At 70.5% G+C, this 14,697-nt stretch carries 16 protein-coding genes; 9 read left to right on the top strand and 7 right to left on the bottom strand.

What is annotated here, in order from left to right:
- Positions 1-31: 31 nt before the first annotated feature.
- Positions 32-682 carry a hypothetical protein gene (locus FVE25_RS27430; protein ID WP_157249950.1) on the top strand — a complete coding sequence of 217 codons (651 nt, stop codon included), beginning with the start codon at positions 32-34 and terminating at the stop codon, positions 680-682.
- 186 nt (positions 683-868) lie between these two features.
- Here FVE25_RS27430 and FVE25_RS27425 read toward each other — a convergent pair whose 3' ends face one another.
- Positions 869-1,480 (bottom strand): TetR/AcrR family transcriptional regulator, encoded by a 612-nt coding sequence (locus tag FVE25_RS27425; protein ID WP_157249949.1) that lies wholly within the window; start codon positions 1,478-1,480, stop codon positions 869-871.
- A 67-nt stretch (positions 1,481-1,547) separates the two neighbouring features.
- Here FVE25_RS27425 and FVE25_RS27420 point away from each other — a divergent pair, with 67 nt between their 5' ends.
- Both FVE25_RS27420 and FVE25_RS27415 read left to right on the top strand, forming a co-directional pair.
- Positions 1,548-2,927 (top strand): MFS transporter, encoded by a 1,380-nt coding sequence (locus FVE25_RS27420; RefSeq protein ID WP_157249948.1) that lies wholly within the window; start codon positions 1,548-1,550, stop codon positions 2,925-2,927.
- Positions 2,928-3,065: 138 nt separating this feature from the next.
- The gene (locus FVE25_RS27415) at positions 3,066-3,473 is read left to right on the top strand and encodes a hypothetical protein (protein WP_157249947.1); all 408 of its coding nucleotides are present in this window, start codon (positions 3,066-3,068) and stop codon (positions 3,471-3,473) included.
- 89 nt (positions 3,474-3,562) lie between these two features.
- Here FVE25_RS27415 and FVE25_RS27410 read toward each other — a convergent pair whose 3' ends face one another.
- Positions 3,563-4,972 (bottom strand): NAD-dependent malic enzyme, encoded by a 1,410-nt coding sequence (locus tag FVE25_RS27410; protein WP_157249946.1) that lies wholly within the window; start codon positions 4,970-4,972, stop codon positions 3,563-3,565.
- Between the two features lie 177 nt (positions 4,973-5,149).
- Between FVE25_RS27410 and FVE25_RS27405 the strand changes: the two genes are divergently transcribed.
- The gene (locus tag FVE25_RS27405) at positions 5,150-6,292 is read left to right on the top strand and encodes a phosphatidylinositol-specific phospholipase C1-like protein (RefSeq protein ID WP_246267518.1); all 1,143 of its coding nucleotides are present in this window, start codon (positions 5,150-5,152) and stop codon (positions 6,290-6,292) included.
- Here FVE25_RS27405 and FVE25_RS27400 read toward each other — a convergent pair.
- The 3 genes from FVE25_RS27400 to FVE25_RS27390 all read right to left on the bottom strand — a co-directional run bounded on the left by FVE25_RS27400 (position 6,267) and on the right by FVE25_RS27390 (position 8,457).
- Positions 6,267-6,896 (bottom strand): cytidylate kinase-like family protein, encoded by a 630-nt coding sequence (locus tag FVE25_RS27400; protein ID WP_157249944.1) that lies wholly within the window; start codon positions 6,894-6,896, stop codon positions 6,267-6,269. The two genes, FVE25_RS27405 and FVE25_RS27400, sit on opposite strands and share 26 nt — an antisense overlap.
- Positions 6,897-6,912: 16 nt before the next feature.
- Positions 6,913-7,848, bottom strand: a complete 936-nt coding sequence (locus FVE25_RS27395) for a tetratricopeptide repeat protein (RefSeq protein ID WP_157249943.1) — start codon at positions 7,846-7,848, stop codon at positions 6,913-6,915.
- Between the two features lie 96 nt (positions 7,849-7,944).
- Positions 7,945-8,457, bottom strand: coding sequence for a MarR family winged helix-turn-helix transcriptional regulator (locus FVE25_RS27390; protein WP_157249942.1), 513 nt, complete (start codon positions 8,455-8,457; stop codon positions 7,945-7,947).
- Between the two features lie 223 nt (positions 8,458-8,680).
- On the opposite strand from FVE25_RS27390, the gene FVE25_RS27385 reads away from it, so the two are divergent.
- From FVE25_RS27385 to FVE25_RS53965, 3 genes are all read left to right on the top strand, one after another.
- Positions 8,681-9,991, top strand: a complete 1,311-nt coding sequence (locus tag FVE25_RS27385) for a hypothetical protein (protein WP_157249941.1) — start codon at positions 8,681-8,683, stop codon at positions 9,989-9,991.
- Between the two features lie 28 nt (positions 9,992-10,019).
- Entirely contained in the window at positions 10,020-10,670 is a 651-nt protein-coding gene (locus FVE25_RS27380; RefSeq protein WP_157249940.1) for a DUF4230 domain-containing protein, read from the top strand.
- 121 nt (positions 10,671-10,791) lie between these two features.
- The gene (locus FVE25_RS53965) at positions 10,792-10,932 is read left to right on the top strand and encodes a hypothetical protein (RefSeq protein ID WP_181019730.1); all 141 of its coding nucleotides are present in this window, start codon (positions 10,792-10,794) and stop codon (positions 10,930-10,932) included.
- A gap of 55 nt (positions 10,933-10,987) precedes the next feature.
- On the opposite strand, the gene FVE25_RS27375 is transcribed toward FVE25_RS53965, so the two are convergent.
- A complete protein-coding gene (locus tag FVE25_RS27375; RefSeq protein ID WP_157249939.1) occupies positions 10,988-11,419 on the bottom strand; it encodes a hypothetical protein in 432 nt (143 codons plus the stop codon).
- Positions 11,420-11,440: 21 nt separating this feature from the next.
- The gene (locus FVE25_RS27370) at positions 11,441-12,622 is read right to left on the bottom strand and encodes an acetyl-CoA C-acetyltransferase (RefSeq protein ID WP_157249938.1); all 1,182 of its coding nucleotides are present in this window, start codon (positions 12,620-12,622) and stop codon (positions 11,441-11,443) included.
- A gap of 84 nt (positions 12,623-12,706) precedes the next feature.
- Here FVE25_RS27370 and mce point away from each other — a divergent pair, with 84 nt between their 5' ends.
- Together mce and FVE25_RS27360 are read left to right on the top strand one after the other, a co-directional pair.
- The gene (gene mce, locus FVE25_RS27365) at positions 12,707-13,138 is read left to right on the top strand and encodes a methylmalonyl-CoA epimerase (protein ID WP_157249937.1); all 432 of its coding nucleotides are present in this window, start codon (positions 12,707-12,709) and stop codon (positions 13,136-13,138) included.
- A 184-nt stretch (positions 13,139-13,322) separates the two neighbouring features.
- The gene (locus FVE25_RS27360) at positions 13,323-14,624 is read left to right on the top strand and encodes a DivIVA domain-containing protein (protein WP_157249936.1); all 1,302 of its coding nucleotides are present in this window, start codon (positions 13,323-13,325) and stop codon (positions 14,622-14,624) included.
- Positions 14,625-14,697: the final 73 nt, after the last annotated feature.

The following is a 14,697-nucleotide window of genomic DNA, read 5'->3' as shown; positions in this document are numbered from 1 at the left end:
GGTAGCAAAGATCATCATGCTGGGGGAAGCTATGACCATTGGCACCCGCCTCACACTGGCAGCACTGGCGGCCCCATTGGGCGCATTGCTCCTCGCCAGTGCCGCCCACGCCAACGAGACGCACGAGCGGCCATCGCCGGACGCACCGTTCTCCGTCCACGTCTACAAGCCGAGCTGCGGCAGCCGTTCGGTGGAGGTACGGCTACGCAGCGTCAGCGACTACCAGACGGACTTCATCATCAAGCGCGACGACGAGACCGTGGACACCGGCACCCTGGAAGCCCGCCGGAACTACACCAAGCGCATCAAACTCGGCCCCTATCGCAACGTCGAGATCGAGACCTACTACACGACCCAGGACTCGCGCGACAAGCTCGTCTCCCGCGACGAGGTGCAGAACGACTGCCGAGGCGGCGGCGGCTGGGACCGCGACCGCCCCTGGGACCGCGACCGATGGGACCGCGACCGCCCGTGGGACCGCGACCGGTGGGACGATGACGACGAGGACTGCGACGACCGCCCCTGGGACGACGACTGCGACGACGACCTCCCCTTCACCGGCCCGCCCGCCGACTTCATGGGCAAACTCGCCACGGCCGGCGGCCTGGTCCTGACCGGCGGCATCGTCTGGTGGTACGGCTCCATCTGGCCCCGCCAGACCTACCGCCGCCCCGGCGAGTGACCTGAGGTACGGCCCAGCCATCCCAACGGCCCTCCGGAGTCCACCCGGAGGGCGTGTTGCCCGAAGGGCGTGTTGCCCGAAGGGCGTGTTGCCCGAAGGGCGTGTTGCCCGAAGGGCGTGTTGCCCGAAGGGCGTGTTGCCCGAAGGGCGTGTTGCCCGAAGGGCGTGTTGCCCGAAGGGCCTTGCCTAAGGGATGAACGCGCCTGCCTGGGCGGCCTTCAGGGCTGCGATGGCGGCCCGGTCCGCGGTCTGCTCGTCCAGTGGCTCCTTGGTGACCAGCAGCCGGTAGTACAGCGGTGCCGACACCGCTCGGATCACCTCCAGGGCGTCGGTGCCCTCGGGCAGCTCCCCTCTGCCCACCGCCGCCTCCACGACCGGGGCCCAGTCCCGGAGCCTGCGCCCGTAGAAGGCGTTCAGGGCCGCGGCGGCCTCCTCGTCGCCGGTGGCGGCGGCGATGACGGCCTGGAAGGTGGCGCCCAGGCGCGGGTCGGTGACGGCGCCCAGGACGTTGTGCGCGTTGGCGAGCAGGTCGCCTTCGATGCTGCCGGTGTCGGCGTGCGGGGCCGAGACGTCGGCCAGTTCGTTCATGAGGTCGGCGACCAGGCCGGCCGGGTTGGTCCAGCGGCGGTAGAGGGTCGTCTTGCCGACCCCGGCCCTGGCGGCCACGCGGTCCATGTTCAGGCCGTGGAAACCGCACTCCACCAGCTCGTCCTGGGTTGCCTCCAGGACGGCTGCGCGGACCTTTGCGGTCCGTCCGCCGGGGCGGACCGTTCCGGCCAAACGGGACTGCTGTTCCATTAGTGCTCCTCAGTGTGTTACCGTCATCACTATCTTAACGGAACGGAATACCCATTAAGGGGTTGTGATGACTGTACTCGCGGAACGGGCCGCCCACGCGCCCGCCCGGATGACCGCCCGGCAGAAGCTGATCCTCGTGCTGCTGCTCGGCTCCCAGTTCATGCTGGCCGTCGACTTCTCCATCCTGAACGTGGCCCTGCCCGTCATCGGCTCCGGACTCGGCTTCGCCCTGGCCGACCTGCAGTGGGTGGCCACCACGTTCGCCCTGGCGGCGGCCGGGTTCACGCTGCTGGCCGGCCGCATCGCCGACCTGTTCGGCCGGCGCCGGCTCTTCCTGGCCGGGATGGCGCTGCTCGGGGTCTCCTCGCTGGCCGGCGGCCTGGCCACCTCCCCCGGCATGCTGCTGATCGCCCGCGTCGCCCAGGGCCTGGCCACGGCCATCGTCACCCCGGCCGGGCTGTCCCTGTTGACCACCTCCTTCCGCGAAGGACCGCTGCGCGAGCGGGCGCTCGGGCTCAACGGGGCGCTGATGTCGGCCGGGTTCACCTCCGGCGCGATCCTGGGCGGGCTGCTGACCGAGTTGCTGAGCTGGCGCTGGGCCTTCTTCATCAACGTGCCCGTCGCGCTCGCCGTACTCGTGGCCGCGCCCGCCGTCCTGGCCGAGAGCCGCAACGACGCGCGCCCCAAGATGGACGTCCCCGGCGCGATCACCGTCACCCTCGGGCTGCTGGCGCTGGTGTTCGGCCTGACCAGGGCGGGTGAGCACGGCTTCGCCGACCTGCTCGGGCTCGGCGCTCTGGCGGCCGGCCTGGCGCTGCTGGTGGCGTTCTGGTTCGTCGAGCGCCGGGCGGCGCATCCGCTCGTGCCGGTCGGCGTCCTGGCGCGGCCCAGCGTCAAGTGGGGCAACCTCGCCGGCCTGCTCGCCTTCGCCACCGAGACCTCGCTGGTCTTCCTGCTCACCCTCTACCTGCAGAAGGTGCTCGGCTACTCGGCGCTCGCCACCGGCCTGGCCTTCGGCGTGCTCGGCATCGGCACCGTGCTCGGCGGCGTGATCGCGCCCAAGGTCCTGTCCCGCCTCGGCAACCGGGGCGCCCTGCTGGCGGGCTTCGCCGTACAGGCTGGGGCGACCGCGTCTCTCGGGCTGCTGGGCGCCTCCCAGGGCTGGATCTGGTTGCTGCTGGCCGCCACGTTCATCGGCGGCGTCGGCAACATGGTGGCGATCGTCGGCTTCATGGTGACGGCCACCTCCGGCCTGCCCGACTCCGAGCAGGGCCTGGCCACCGGCCTGGCGACGATGACCCAGCAGGTCGGCATCACGATGGGCATCCCGGTCATGAGCGCCATCGCCACCGCCGCCATGGGCACGGTCCTGCAGGGCGTGATCGTCGCCGTCCTCGTCAACGCCGCCCTCGCGCTGGCCGCCGCGTTCATCCGTCCCACCCGCTGACGTCCCACCCGCTGACGTCCCACCCGCTGACGTCCCACCCGCTGACGTCCCACCCGCTGAGGTCCCACGCCTGAGTGGAACGGGTGGGAACGGCGCGGAACGCCTCAAGGGCAACAGGACCGCGAAAGAGGAGAGATCATGCGCCCGAGTACCTCGCTGGCCGCCCTCGTGGCAGGCGCCACCCTGGCCTCCACCGCCTTCACCGCCCCGGCGAGCGCCGATCCGAACCTCGCCTTCCTCGTGATCGGCAATGTCACCGACGTCACGTGCTTCGTCCGCGTCAAGGGCCACGCCCACGTGGGCGCGACGGAGCCGAAGAACATCACGGACGTGCGCCTGTTCAGCTCCGACGTCAAGGAACTGCTCCGCGAAGGACCCTTCTCGACGGTGGCGACCGGGGACTACACCACGCTCTTCAGGCCCGCCTGCGCCAGGCTGAACCCCCAGGACGGCCCGGACGACATCCACGCGATCGTCACGGTCTTCGACCCGTCGACCGGCCGGCCGTTCAAGATCATCTCAAATACGGTCACCGTCGACTTCTGACCATCTCCCCGCGCGAGGCCGGACCCGCGCGACGTAGGGCCCGCACGCATGACCGGGAACATGCGTGCGGGCCCCTTTCACCTCTGGCTTTACGCCTCCGTGAAGCCTCTGGCCCGGCCCCCGGCCGACTCGCGCACGGCGGCGGCGACGGCGGTGGCCACGTCGGGGTGGAACACGCTCGGGACGATGTAGTTCGGGCCGAGCTCCTCCGGCGTCACCACGGCGGCCAGGGCCCCGGCGGCGGCCAGCAGCATCTCCTGGGTGACCCCGCCGGCCTGCGCGTCGAGCAGGCCGCGGAAGACGCCGGGGAAGGCCAGGACGTTGTTGATCTGGTTGGGGTAGTCGGAGCGGCCGGTGGCCACGACGGCGGCGTGCTCGCGGGCGTCGTCAGGCTGGACCTCGGGCTCCGGGTTGGCCAGGGCGAAGACGACCGCGTCGTCGGCCATGGTGGCGATGTCGTCGCCGGTCAGGATGCCCGGGGCGGAGACGCCCACGAAGACGTCGGCGCCCTTGACCGCGCCGCGCAGGTCGCCGGAGTAGCCCTCGGTGTTGGTGTGCTCGGCGATCCAGCGCAGCGACTCGTCGAGGTCGTCGCGGCCACGGTGCACGGCGCCGAGGTAGTCGCACACGATGACGCTGCGCGCCCCGGCGGCCAGCAGCAGGCGCAGGACGGCGTTGCCCGCGGCGCCGGCCCCGGCCATGGTGATCCTGACGTCGGCGATGTCCTTGCCGACCACCCGCAGGGCGTTGGTCAGCGCGGCGAGCACGCAGATGGCGGTGCCGTGCTGGTCGTCGTGGAAGACGGGGATGTCGAGCAGCTCGCGCAGGCGGCGCTCGACCTCGAAGCAGCGCGGCGCGGAGATGTCCTCCAGGTTGATGCCGCCGAACCCGGGGGCGATCACCTGGACGGTCCTGACGATCTCGTCGACGTCCTGGGTGTCGAGGCAGATGGGCCAGGCGTCGATGCCGGCGAAGCGTTTGAACAGCGCGGCCTTGCCCTCCATGACCGGCAGCGCGGCCTCGGGGCCGATGTTGCCGAGGCCGAGCACGGCCGAGCCGTCGGTGACCACGGCGACGGTGTTGCGCTTGATGGTCAGGCGGCGGGCGTCTTCCTTGTTGCGCGCGATGGCCATCGAGACGCGGGCGACGCCGGGCGTGTAGGCCATGGAGAGCTCGTCGCGGTTGCGCAGCGGCACCTTCGACTTCATCTCGATCTTGCCGCCGAGGTGCATGAGGAAGGTGCGGTCGGAGACCTTGTGGATGACGACGCCTTCGACGGCCTCGAGCTGGTCGACGATGGCCTGGGCGTGGTCGGTGTCACGGGCGGCGCAGGTGACGTCGATGCGGAGCTTGTCGTGGCCCGCGGTGTTGACGTCGAGGGCGGTGACCACACCGCCGGCGGACTCTACGGCGTGGGTGAGCAGGCTGACGGCCTTGCCGCCTGCGGGCACCTCCAGCCGCACAGTGATGGAGTACGACACACTCGGGACGGTCGCCACGTCATCCGCTCCTTCAGGGCCTGACCAAGAGTGCCTTCAATGGTGCCACTTCTTGCGAGTGGACGATCCCACCACCGGAGTTTTCGGATATTTCGCCGTAGATCAGGAAATGTTGCTACGGAACGTTCATCTAGTCACTTAAGGGTCGTCCCGTATCCCCAGCACGAGGAGCACCACTTGCGCACCCCCGCCCTTCTCGCCGCCACCACGCTGGCGCTGCTGACCCCAGCGGCCCCCGCCGGCGCCGACGGCAACACCCTCCGCATCAACCACGTCCAGACGATGGCGACGCACAACAGCTACCACCTGGAGCTGACCGACGAGGAGAAGGACGTCCAGCGCAGGACCGACCGCAACTGGTGGAACCTGCAGTACTCCCACACCGCCATCCCCAACCAGTTCGCCCGCCAGAACGTGCGCGGCATCGAACTCGACGTCTTCCCCGACCCGCAGGGCGGCCTCTACACCAGCCCGCTGGTCCGCCGCGACGCGGGCCTGCCCCCGCTGACCGACCCCGACCTGGCCAAACCCGGCTTCAAGGTGCTCCACTGGGGCGACCACGACTACGCCAGCAACTGCTCGACCCTGGTCAAGTGCCTGCGCCAGGTCAAGCAGTGGTCCGACGCCAACCCCGGCCACGTGCCGATCACGATCCTCACCGAGCTCAAGCGCACCGACCCTGCCAAGGAGGCCATGGGCGGCGCCAAGAGCCCGCCGTGGGACACGGCGCTGCTGGACGCCCTGGACGCGGAGATCCGCTCGGTCTTCCCCGGCGAGCGGCTCATCACGCCCGACACCGTCCGCAGGCGCGGCAGCACGCTCGAGGAGTCGGTCCTCAGGTACGGCTGGCCGCACCTCAACCGCTCCCGTGGCAAGGTCATGTTCTTCATGGACAACCAGGACCCCGCCCTCCAGGCCCACTACCTGAAGGACCGGCCGAACCTGGAGGGCCGGGTGCTGTTCACCAACTCCCGCCCGGGCCGCCCCGACGCCGCCTTCATCGGCTGGAACGACCCGCTGGGCGCCAACACCGCCCAGATCCAGGAGTTCGTCCGCAAGGGCTACTACGTGCGCACCCGCTCCGACGTGCCCTTCACCGAGGCCCGCTCGGGCGACACCACCCGGCTGAACGCCGCCCTGGCCAGCGGCGCCCAGATGATCAGCACCGACTTCCCGGTCATCGGCCTGTCGGCGCGCAACGGCTCGGAGTACGTGGGCGAACTGCCGGGCGGCGCCGTCGCCCGCTGCAACCCGGTCCTCGCGCCCCGGAACTGCCGCGACGACCGGCTGGACGTCAGCTCAGGGCACCGGCCGCGGTGACGACCAGTTCCACGCAGGCCGGCACCGGGATCGTGGTGCTGTCCACGAACAGGTGATAGTGGGCCGGATCGGCCGGGTCCGCACGGTAGAAGTGCCGCACGTAGGCGGTGCGGGCCCGGTCGTTGTCCTCGATCACGCGGCGCGCCTCCTTCTCGGGGATCCCCGAGAGGGTGGCCGTCTGCGTGATCCGGCGTTTCATCGGCGCGTCCAGGCGCACGTGCAGCGCGCCCGGATACTCGGCCAGCACCACCGCGCCCGCGCGGCCCAGGAAGACCCCGCCCCGGTCGCGGGCGATCTCCTTCATCATGCGCTCGGTCCGGCGCACGAACTCCTCGGGCGCCAGCGGCAGCGCCCCGGGTACGTACATGTCCACGCCGCCGAACGTGACCGTCGGCAGCCGCATCGCCCCGGACAGCAGCCTGCCCAGGCCGCGCTCCGCGCGGTCGTCGTGGGCCAGCGCCTCCTCGAGCGAGCACCCCAGCTCCTGCGCCACGGCGCTGGGGATCGCCCGATCGACGAAGGGCACGCCGAGCCGTTCGGCCACGGCCAGACCTATCAGGTGGCCGGCCGTGCCGTACGTCGCCGAAATCGTGACGACTCGCACACCTCCAGGGTAAGCCTCAGAACAGTGCGTTCGCCAGCGCCCTGCGTGCCTTGACCAGGGACGGGTCGTCGGCGGGAAGCGCGTCGAAGAGACCGAGCAGGTGCTTGCGGACGGCGTCGCGCTCGTCGCCGGAGGTCCGCTTGACCACGCCCACCAGCCGCGCGAACGCCTCGTCCACCGCGCCGTTCAGCATCTCCAGGTCGGCGGCCAGCAGCTGGGCCTCCAGGTCGGCCGGGTCCTGCGTCCTGCGCTGGATCTCGGCCGGGTCGGCCGCCATCGTGCGCTGGATCAGCCCCACCCCGGCCAGGCCCATCTTGGCGTCCTCGTTGCCCGGCACCCGGGCCAGCAGCCGCTCGTAGGCGGCCACGGCCGCGTCGAGGTCACCCTTGTCGATCGCCTCCTCGGCCGCGACCAGATCGGGGTCGAGGACCGGCCCCGGCGCCGGCTCGGCGGCGTCGTCCTGCAGCTGCGGCCGGACGTCGGGGTTGGCCTCGTAGAACTGCTCGACCGCACCCATCAGCTCATCCAGCCAGCGCTGGATCTCCGCCTCGGGCAGCACCTGCTGGAAGCCGGTCACCGCCTGGCCCTGGAAGATCGCCAGCACCGTCGGCACCGCCTGCACGCGCAGCGCCTGCGCGATCTGCGGGCTGGCGTCCACGTTCACCTTCGCGAGTACGGCCCGGCCGCCCATGCCGGCGACCACCTTTTCCAGCACCGGGCTGAGCTGGGCGCTGCCCGGCGCCCGGGGCGACCACAGGTCGAGGATGACCGGGACGGTCATCGACCGTTCGATGACATCGCCGGTGAACGTCGCCTCGGTGACGTCGACCACCGACGCCGACGCGGCCTGGGGACCCGCGGCCTCCCGCTTGGCCTGCGCCTCCAGTGCTTGCTTACGCGCACCCAGGTCGATAGCTCCGTGAAGCGACCCGGGCCTAGAGAAGTCCGCCATGCTCCTCATCTTGCCGTATGGCAGGGGTGCGAAGTGCAGGAGCCCGGCCGGAGAGAGCGACGAAGGAGCCAACGGGGGCCGAGGCGGGCGCGACCGTCAGGCACGGAAGTCACCGGCCGCCACCCTCAGTGTGCGCAGCTGGTCGAACATGGTCGTGAGCTCGGCTTCGCCGTACATCTCCAGCCCGAACTCGGCGGCCATGAGGTCGGCGGTGGCCAGGCGGACGGCCTCGCGGCCGGCCTCGGTGATCTCGGCCAGCACGCCGCGGCCGTCGCGCGGGTTCGGCATGCGGGTGACCAGGCCGGACTTCTCCAGCCTGTCGACGGTGTTGGTGACGCTCGTGGGGTGGACCATGAGCCGCTCGCCGATCTTCGACAGCGGGAGGGCGCCGGTTCTGCTGAAGGTCAACAACACCAATGCCTCGTACCTGGCGAAGGTCAAGTCGTAGGGCTTCAGGAGCGAGTCAAGTTGCGACAGGAGGATCTGGTGCGCTCTCATGATCGACGTAACGGCGGCCATGGCGGAAGAGGGCCCGAAGTGAACACGCCAGGTCTCGGCGGCGCGTTCGATGGGATCGAACGGCAGGTTGAGCGACTTCGGCTGTGGCACAGCGCTACGTTAGCGCTGGTTCGTCTGATTACGTAGCGGAGCCGGGCTCACAAAGCTTGACCAAGAACGCCGCCGTCAATCATCACGCTCAGTTATGGTTCTCGCACGGAAGGTGACGGGGAGCGCAAAATCCGGAAGCAGCCGTGGGGACGGCCCGGAGACGATCGCTCCGCTGCGCCACAGGGGCACGGGGGGTGCTTGATGTACGTCAACGGGGATTTCCGTGCGTGAGCACGCGGGCGTCACGCGCGAGGAGCTGAAGCACAGCGCCGCGATCACCGTCGCGGTCCTGCTCGCTCTGGGGCTCATGGCTGCCTGGAGCGTGCTCATCCCGGGCGTCGACGCCTGGGAGAACATCGTGGTCGCGATGATCGGCTCGCTCCGGCTGACCGGCCCGGTGGCCGCGGCCTTCGCCGCGTGGGTGGCGCTGCGCAAGCGGCGTGCGCTGCGCGGGCGTTCGCTGTCCACCTGGCGGCTGCTCAAGGCGCCGCTGGCCATCGTCATGGTCGTGCTCGGCTCGTTCGCCGCGACCGTGCTGGTGCTGGCGATCAAGACGGTCCTGACCGAGCAGTCCGGCCGGCTCAGCCTCGCCGGGCTGGGCATGGGCATGGCCGGGCTGGCGCTCTACTCCGTGATCGGCTGGGTGGCCGGATGGGTGCTGCCCCACCCCGTCATGCCGCCCATCGCCGGGATCGCCTGCTACGGGCTGTTCACCTGGCTGGCCGAGGGGCGGAGCTGGGCCGACAAGCTGGCTCCCGGCACCGGCAAGCCGTACGACCTGTTCCAGGGGCTCAGCGGAGCCGCCTTCCTCGACCAGACGCTCTGGCTGCTCGGCATCACCGCGGCGCTGCTGCTCGGCTGGGCGGCGCTGGTGACCAGGCAGGCGCTCGTGCTGGCCTGCGCGCTGCTGGCCGTACTCGCCGCGGGGACGGGGGTGGCGCGGCTGCTCACCGACCCCCAGCCGGCGGCGGCGCAGGCGATCGCCTACAGCTGCCAGGAGTGGCCGATCACGGTCTGCGTCCATCCGGGGATGCGCAGCGGGCTGACCGAGCTGGGCGCCACGTTCACCAAGATCGCCTCCCGGCTGTCGGGCACGCCCGCCGCCTTCACCCGGGTCGAGCAGCGGCCGATCGGCGACCCGGTCAAGCCCGCCTCGGGGCTGGCCGCCATCCACGTGCCCGACCTGTCCGCGGGCTTCGCCGACGAGGCCGCCTACGAGTACGTCGAGTCGCTGGCGGCCCGGTGCACCGGCACGCCGGCCGACGGCTACCGCGACATCGTCATGGCATGGCTGCGCGGCGAGCCGCTGCCGGGCGGGCCGCTGCCCGAGCACCAGTACGCGGCCGCGTGGTTCTCCGGGCTGAGCGAGCCGCAGCGGCGCGAGTGGCTGCGCATGTTCTTCAACGAGTTCCAGTCGTGCAAGCTGTCGGGCACCCACTTCGGCGGCGGCCAGGCCGCCGGCGCCACGCCCACCTCGCCGACACCGATCTATCCGGTTTATCCGACAGGAATGTCACCGCAAAGCTGGCACTGATGATCGTCGTGCGGGTAGTAGTGCCCGCATGACGACAACTCCCCTGACGCGGCGGCGCGGGTGGCGATATCTCGCCGGGTTCCTCGTCCTGGCGGCCCTGCTCATCGTCGGCGGGCGCCTGGCCTGGACGTGGTGGAACCCCCTGGGCGAGCAGACCATCGACCGCAGCCAGCCGGTGCTCCTGCAGTCCATCCACGACCTGAGCCGCTTCGAGGCGGCCTCCGGCAGCTTCCAGGTCGTGGTGGACCTGCAGAAGGACGCCGCCTTCCTGCCCGACGCGATCAAGGGCACCCGGACGCTCTTCGTCGGCGCGGGCAGCGTCGACGCCTACGTGGACTTCACCGGGCTGGCCAAGGAGGCGGTCACGGTCTCCGAGGACCGCACCCAGGTCACCCTGAGGCTCCCCCGCGCCCAGTTGGAGAAACCCAACCTGGACAACAACCGTTCCTACGTCTTCGCCCAGCAACGCGGGTTGTTCGACCGGGTCCAGGACTTCCTCTCGGCCAGCCCCGCTGACCAGCGCGAACTCTACGTCCTGGCGGAGAAGAAGATCGCCGAGGCGGCCACGGCCAGCGATCTGCGCGCCCGCGCCGACACCAACACCAAGCTCATGCTGGAGGGCCTGCTCAAGTCCCTGGGCTTCTCTAAGGTGACCGTACGGTTCTCGGACGAGCCTTAGGCGCTCGCCTAGGTACTCCCTGAGTCCTCAGATAGGACATCCGCCCGATGTGGGGGGACGGGCCTTAGGAGGAGTCTTAAGAGTGCAAGGAAACACCAGCACCCACAGGGAGACACCCCAGATGAACGCCGAACTCGAGTACGCAGTGATGAAGAGCCACGCCGAGGAACTCCGCCGCGCCGCCGCCGAGCACCGCCGGGCGCTGGAGGCGAGCAAGGGCCACAAGCGCCGCTCGCTGTTCGCCAAGTTCCTCTCCGCATGACCACCGCACGATGGCCCGGCCGCTACCTCCCTCGCGGCCGGGCCAAACTGCCTCCCTAGTCCGCGAAGCCGCAGCGGGCGCCGGTGAGCCGCGCCCACACGCCGCGGTCCACGCAGGTCCGGTCCACGACCTCGAGGATGCCGGGCAGGGCATCGGCCGCCTTCATGACGGCCACCCGGTCCGCGCCCGGCGCCAGCCTCACCAGCAGGCCGTCGGCTTGAAGGTCCCGGCCAGGTCCGTGCGTCCCGGCACCGCTGATCGAGCCGACCCCGGCCGTCTTCTCCATCGCCTCCCACGCGGCATCGCGGTGGGCGTCGCTGGTGGTACTGCAACCCTCCTGGCCCTCGCGGCAGAAGACGACCCCGATCTCCGGATCCCCCGGCCGCCAGCCGGACATGAGAAGCTCGCCCGGCGTCTTGGCGAGCCGATCCGCGGTCAGCGCCACGACCAGCGCGAGAGTGGCGGCCGCGCCAGCGAGCGCGGCCAACCACGGTAAGACCCGCATCCCCTAGGGAACGCGGATGATCAGCGCGTCGCCCTGGCCACCGCCGCCGCACAGGCCGGCGGCGCCCAGGCCGCCGCCGCGGCGCTTGAGCTCGTGGGCCAGCGCCAGGACGATCCGTGCGCCCGAGGCGCCGATCGGGTGCCCGACGGCGATGCCGCCGCCGTTGACGTTCACCTTGTCCATCGGGATGCCGAGTTCCTTCACCGACTGCAGCACCACGCTGGCGAACGCCTCGTTGATCTCCACCAGGTCCAGGTCGCCGGCGCTCAGCCCCTGCTTGGCCAGGGCGTGCTTGATGGCGTTGGCCGGCTGCGACTGCAGTGAGGCGTCCGGGCCGGCCACGTTGCCGTGCCGGCCGATCTCGGCCAGCCACTCCAGGCCCAGTTCCTCGGCCTTGGCCTTGGACATCACCACGACCGCGCAGGCGCCGTCGGAGATCTGGGAGGCCGAGCCCGCGGTGATCGTGCCGTCCGCGGCGAAGGCGGGACGCAGCTTGGCCAGCGTCTCCACGGTCGTGTCGCCGCGCACGCCCTCGTCGTCCTTGAAGACGATCGGCTCGCCGCGCCGCTGCGGGATCTCCACCGGGACGATCTCGTCGTCGAAGGTGCCGTTCTTGATGCCGGCCGCGGCCAGCTGGTGGGAGCGGGCGGAGAAGGCGTCCTGCTCCTCCCTGCCGATGCCCAGGCGGGCGTTGTGCCGCTCGGTGGACTCGCCCATGGCCACCTGGTCGAACGCGCAGAACAGGCCGTCGTGGGCCATCGAGTCCACGATCTTGGCGCCGCCGTACTTGACGCCCTTGCGCAGGTCGGGCAGCAGGTGCGGCGCGTTCGTCATCGACTCCATGCCGCCGGCCACCACGATGTCGAACTCGCCGGCCCGGATGAGCTGGTCGGCCAGCGCGATGGCGTCCAGGCCCGACAGGCACACCTTGTTGACGGTCAGCGAGGGAACGGTCATCGGGATGCCGGCCTTGGCCGCGGCCTGGCGGGAGGGGATCTGGCCGGCGCCGGCCTGGAGCACCTGGCCCATGATCACGTATTCCACCTGGTCGGGGCGGACCCCGGAGCGCTCCAGCGCCGCCTTGATGACGAGGCCGCCCAGGTCAACGGCGGACAATCCGGATAGCGAGCCGAGCAATTTGCCGATCGGCGTGCGAGCTCCGGCAACGATGACGGAACCAGACATGGCAGGGTCCTCCTGTGCACACGAGGGGTCGTTTGACACCATACCCACGGGCACTCGGATGACCGCTATGGAGGTGGGCCACATATGTTCCTGCGAATCGACCACATCGGGATCGCCTGCAACGACCTGGAGGAGAAGATCGCGCTCTTCTCCGGCCTGTTCGACCTCACGGTCGTGGCCCGGGAGGTCAACGAGGAGCAAGGCGTCAAGGAGGCGATGCTGCACGTCGCGGACGGCGAGGGCGGCGGGTCGTACATCCAGCTCCTGGAGCCGTTGAGCGCGGACTCTCCGGTGGGCAAGTTCCTCGCCAAACGGGGCGAGGGAGTGCACCACGTGGCCTTCGGTGTTCCCGACGTCGCCGGAGCAATGGAGCAAATCGGGGCGAAAGGCGTCAGACTGCTCGACGAACGTCCCCGACATGGCTCGATGGGTTCCTCGATCGCGTTTCTGCACCCCAAGGACGTGGGAGGAATGCTCACGGAGCTTGTCCAAACGGCCAGGCCCGAGGAAATGTAAAAACCGTTCATATGTAACTAGTCACGCAGATAGTTGGACGGGGCCTCCAAGGCGGCACCAGCGGAGTACGCTGGCCTTCCACCGGACATGGAGCCTGCCGTGAGGCACGGGCTCCTGGCTCGGATGTCCCGAACCCCCCGTCCGGCACGATGTAGCCGTCTCGACAACCCAGGATCGAGCCTCCATGCAGTCCGACATCGACGCCCAGCTCAACAACTTCTTCGAGGACGCCCCGGCCCGCGAGTTCGACGTGGTGCTCCGCGGTTACGATCGCCATCAGGTCCACGACCACCTGAAGCAGCTCGACGGCGAGCTGCGGCAGACCCGCGAGCAGCTGGCCGGGCTGCAGCGCGACCTCGCCGACTCCCAGCGTCAGCTCCAGGAGCAGGAGCGCCCGACCTACTCCGGTCTCGGCGCCCGCATCGAGCAGCTCCTGCGCCTGGCCGAGGAGCAGGCCACGGAGCTCGTCCAGGCCGCCAGGTCCGAGGCCAACGAGGTCAAGGCCGCCGCCAAGGTGGAGGCCGCCGACCTTCGCGCCGCCGCCGAGGCAGAGGCCGCCGACAAGCGCGCCCAGGCCACGCGTGAGTCCGACGACATGCGCACCAGCGCCGAGCGGGAGGCCGACGAGATCCGCTCGACCGCCCGCCGCGAGTCCGACGAGCTGACCGCCACCACCGAGCGTGAGGCGGCCAAGTTGCGCGCCACGGCCGACCACGAGGTGGCCGAGAAGCGCGCCGACGCCGAGCGGGAGATCGCCAAGCTCCGCACGACCACCGAGCGCGAGGTGGCCCAGCTCCGCGCATCGACCAAGCGTGAGCGTGACGAGGTCCTGACCACCGCCAAGCGCCAGGCCGACGAGATGCGCGCCCAGGCCCAGCGGGTCCTGGAGGAGTCGGAGGCCAAGCGGGCCCAGGACGAGGCCGAGTTCGAGATCCAGCTCGCCTCCCGCCGCGAGGAGGCCGAGCGCCAGGAGGCCGAGCGCCACGCCACCGCGCAGGCCAACACCCAGAAGCTGGTCGCCGAGGCCGAGCAGCGCGCGGCCACGGCCGAATCGCGCGCCACCAAGGCCACCCAGCAGGCCGAGCAGACCCGCCGCGAGGCCGATCTGCACGCCAAGCAGCTGGTCGCCAACGCCCGCAAGAGCTCGGAGACGATCGTCTCCGACGCCAAGTCCAGCGCCGAGACGATCGTCTCGGAGGCCAAGTCTGAGGCCGAGCGCATCCGCACCTCGATGCAGCGCCAGGTCGACGAGCTGACCCGCCAGCGCGACAGCATCACCAGCCACCTGGCCCAGCTGCGCCAGCTGCTCGGTGGCGCGGCGCTGCCCGGCATGGAGCCGGAGCCCGCGGTGGCCGCCGCCCCGGCCAAGCCCGCCATCGCGGCGTCGGCCAACGACAACAAGCCGGCCCCGGCGCCCGCCGCCGCTGCCGCGCCCGCCAAGACGGAGGCCAAGGCGGACGACGACAGCGAGTGGTGGCAGGAGTAGGGGCTCGCCTCTTCGGGGGGCTTGACTGACGGCTGAAAGAGAGCCTGGCGACCACTCGGTCGCTAGGCTCTCT

This window comes from Nonomuraea typhae, assembly GCF_009760925.1.
GTDB classification, from domain to species: Bacteria; Actinomycetota; Actinomycetes; order Streptosporangiales; family Streptosporangiaceae; genus Nonomuraea; species Nonomuraea typhae.
This window is presented reverse-complemented; position numbering and strand designations above follow the sequence as displayed.